This is a genomic window from Streptomyces sp. NPDC059255 (assembly GCF_042752355.1).
GTDB lineage: Bacteria > Actinomycetota > Actinomycetes > Streptomycetales > Streptomycetaceae > Streptomyces.
The window spans coordinates 1-3,635 of the sequence record NZ_JBHYZP010000087.1; the positions used below are offsets into that span (position 1 = coordinate 1).

Below are 3,635 nucleotides of genomic sequence, written 5' to 3' on the forward strand. Positions count from 1 at the left end.
GGGGGGTTTGTGGGGGCGCGGGGGTGGGGGGGGTGCTGACAAAGCCCACACTGCGCCCCGGGTGGCCCCCCCCCCCCCTCCCCCCCCCCCCGGGGGGGGGGGGGGGGGCCCCCCCCCCCCCCCCGGCCCCTCTCCGGAACGCCTCCGAAGCGTCCCGGACCGCCCCTAATGACCTGCGCTGTCCACCACGGACGACCACTCGTCGAGCAGCGCCTGGGCCGACGCGTCGTCGGGCCCCTCCGCCCACAGATGGGTGACGGCCTCGGCCGGGTCGGGCAGCACCATCACCCAGCGTCCGTCGGTCTCCACCACCCGCACCCCGTCGGTGGTGTCCACCTGGCGCTCACCGGCCGCCTCCACGACGCTGCGCATCACCAGGCCCTTGACGGCCCACGGGGTCGCCAGATCCCTGCGCAGGACATGGGCACGCGGGATACGCGCATCGATCTGGCTCAGGGTGAGCTGTGTACGGGCCACCAGACCGATGAGCCGTACGAAGGCCGCCGTACCGTCGAGGACGCTGCTGAACTCCGGCACGATGAAGGCGCCACGGCCGTCACCACCGAAGATCGTGGTCTCCTCGCGCCCGACCCGGGTCAGGTCGTCGGGCGAGGTCGTCGTCCACTCCACCTGTGTGCCGTGGTACGCGGCGACCTGCTCGGCGATCCGCGTGGTGGTCACGGGGAGCGCCACCCGCCCGCTGCGCCGCTCGGCGGCGACCAGGTCGAGCAGGACCAGCAGGGCCCGGTCGTCCTCGATGATCCGGCCGCGCTCGTCCACCAGGGACAGCCGCTCGCCGACGGGGTCGAACCGTACCCCGAAGGCGGCCCGCGCGGAGGCGACGATCTCGCCGAGTCTGACCAGTCCCAGGCGGCGTGATTCGGCCGTTTCCGTGGGCCGGGACTCGTCGAGCCCCGGGTTGATGGTCAGCGCGTCGACCCCAAGCCGGCCGAGCAGGCTGGGCAGCACGAGCCCGGCGCTGCCGTTGGAGGCGTCGACGACGACCTTGAGTCCGGCCTCGGAGATCCCGGTGGTGTCGACGTTGCGGAGCAAGGATCCGGTGTACGAGTCGAAGACGCTGGCGGGGAAGTGCAGATCCCCGATCTCGCCGGGGAACGCGCGGCGGTACTCCTGGCGGGCGTAGACCCGGTCGAGCTTGCGCTGACCCGCCTGGGAGAGGTCGGCGCCCCGCTCGTCGAAGAACATGATGTCGACGGAGTCGGGCACCCCGGGCGACGTACGGATCATGATGCCGCCCGCGCTGCCACGGCCGGTCTGCTGCCGGGCGACGGGCAGGGGGACGTTCTCCAGGTCCCGTACGTCGATGGCGCTGGACTGGAGCGAGGAGATCACGGCCCGCTTGAGAGCGCGGGCTCCACGCGAGTGGTCACGCGCCGTAGTGACGGTGGAACCCTTCTTCAGCGTGGTCGCGTACGCGCCGGCCAGCCGGACAACGACTTCTGGCGTGATCTCGACGTTCAGGATGCCCGAAACACCGCGGGCGCCGAAGAGATTCGCCTGTCCGCGGGACTCCCAGATGACCGACGTGTTGACGAACGCGCCGGCTTCGATGGTCTTGAACGGGTAGACCCGCACATTGCCCTGAATGATCGATTCTTCGCCGACCAGGCACTCGTCGCCGATGACCGCGCCGTCCTCGATGCGGGCCGCCCGCATGATGTCGGTGTTCTTGCCGATCACACAGCCGCGCAGGTTGCTGTGCTGGCCGATGTAGACGTTGTCGTGGACGACGGCCTTGTGGAGGAAGGCGCCGGTCTTGACGACCACGTTGGAGCCGATGACGGTGTGCTCGCGCAGTTCGACATCGGCCTCGACCTTGGCGTAGTCACCGATGTACAGCGGACCGCGCAGCACGGCGTCGGGGTGTACCTCGGCGCCTTCGGCGACCCAGACGCCCGGGGAGATCTCGAAACCGTCGATGTCGACGTCGACCTTGCCTTCGAGCACGTCGGCCTGTGCCTTGACGTAGCTCTCGTGAGTGCCGACGTCCTCCCAGTAACCCTCGGCGATATAGCCGTAGATCGGCTTGCCCTCCTTCATGAGCTGAGGGAAGACATCGCCGGACCAGTCGACCGAGACATCGGCCTCGACGTAGTCGAAGACTTCGGGCTCCATCACGTAGATGCCCGTGTTCACGGTGTCGGAGAAGACCTGGCCCCAGGTGGGCTTCTCCAGGAAGCGCTCGACCTTTCCCGCCTCGTCCACGATCGTGATGCCGAATTCCAGCGGATTCGGTACCCGGGTCAGGCACACCGTCACGAGTGCGCCTTTCTCCTTGTGGAAGGAGATGAGGTCCGTCAGATCGAAATCGGTGAGAGCGTCACCGGAAATGACGAGAAACGCGTCGTCCTTCAGCGCCTCCTCGGCGTTCTTCACGCTCCCTGCGGTGCCGAGCGGCTTCTCCTCGTTCGCATAGCTGAGCTCCATGCCCAGTTCTTCCCCGTCGCCGAAGTAGTTCTTGACGAGGGAGGCGAGGAATTGCACGGTTACGACGGTCTCGCTGAGCCCATGGCGCTTGAGCAACCGCAGCACATGCTCCATGATCGGCCGGTTCACAACCGGCAGGAGCGGCTTGGGCATGCTTGAGGTCATGGGGCGAAGTCGAGTACCTTCGCCACCGGCCATCACGACGGCCTTCATGTCGGAAGCGTCCTCCTTGAAGAGACGGTCTCGCCGACTTCACCCGTCTGGAACGAGGCCCAATGGCGTCAGGCTGCGGGCCGGCGACATTGCACGGCACCACATCGACGAGCTCAATCGGCCACGTTGTCCGCCCTGACGAGCCGGCGGACCTGGACCACATACAGGACTCCTGCCCACCAGTAGAGAGTTGTACCCCATCCTGCGAACGCCCATCCGAAAACTTCGGCGAGTGACGCGAGCCATCCACTTCCGTCACTGAGCAGCAGGAGGGGGAAGGCATACATCAAGTTGAAGGTAGCTGCCTTCCCGAGGAAGTTCACCTGGGGAGGCGGGTAGCCGTGCCTGCGGAGGATTCCCACCATCACCAGAAGCATCAGCTCACGGGCCAATAGAGCCGCAGTGAGCCACAGTGGCAGAATCTCGCGCCACGTGAGGCCAACCAGGGTGGAAAGGATGTACAGCCGGTCCGCGGCAGGATCGAGGAGCCGCCCGAGGCTGCTGATCTGGTTCCAGCGGCGGGCGAGCTTTCCGTCGAGATAGTCGCTGACACCGCTCAGCATCAGCACCAGCAAGGCCCAGCCGTCACTGTTGGGCCCGCCGAACTCCGGACGAAGGATCAGCCACAGGAAGAGCGGTACGCCGACCAGGCGAGCCATGCTGAGGATGTTGGGGATGGTGAGCACCCGGTCCGTCTGGACGCGGGTCTCCTGGACCTCCACCCGGGGCCTCCTGTGTGAAACGAGCCAACGATGCCTCCTGACCTTACCCTCAGGGCAGGCCGGCACCCTCAAGGGGGCTTGGCAAGGGGGATTTTGAAGGGGGTCCGCAAGAAGGCCCTGAACGCAGAAATGCCCCGCACCATACGGTGCGGGGCAATCCCACAATAATTGTTCGGCGGCGTCCTACTCTCCCACAGGGTCCCCCCTGCAGTACCATCGGCGCTGTGAGGCTTAGCTTCCGGGTTCGGAATG

The 3,635-nt window shown here is 66.9% G+C and carries 2 protein-coding genes and 1 rRNA gene; all 3 read right to left on the reverse strand.

Annotated elements, in window-relative coordinates; translation table 11 throughout:
- Window positions 1-165: 165 nt before the first annotated feature.
- A complete protein-coding gene (locus ACFXKG_RS41045) occupies window positions 166-2,661 on the reverse strand; it encodes a mannose-1-phosphate guanyltransferase (RefSeq protein ID WP_365820590.1) in 2,496 nt (831 codons plus the stop codon).
- 113 nt (window positions 2,662-2,774) lie between these two features.
- Window positions 2,775-3,383 carry a CDP-alcohol phosphatidyltransferase family protein gene (locus tag ACFXKG_RS41050; RefSeq protein WP_382899067.1) on the reverse strand — a complete coding sequence of 203 codons (609 nt, stop codon included), beginning with the start codon at window positions 3,381-3,383 and terminating at the stop codon, window positions 2,775-2,777.
- A gap of 170 nt (window positions 3,384-3,553) precedes the next feature.
- A 5S ribosomal RNA gene (gene rrf, locus ACFXKG_RS41055) occupies window positions 3,554-3,635 on the reverse strand; the annotation flags it as partial.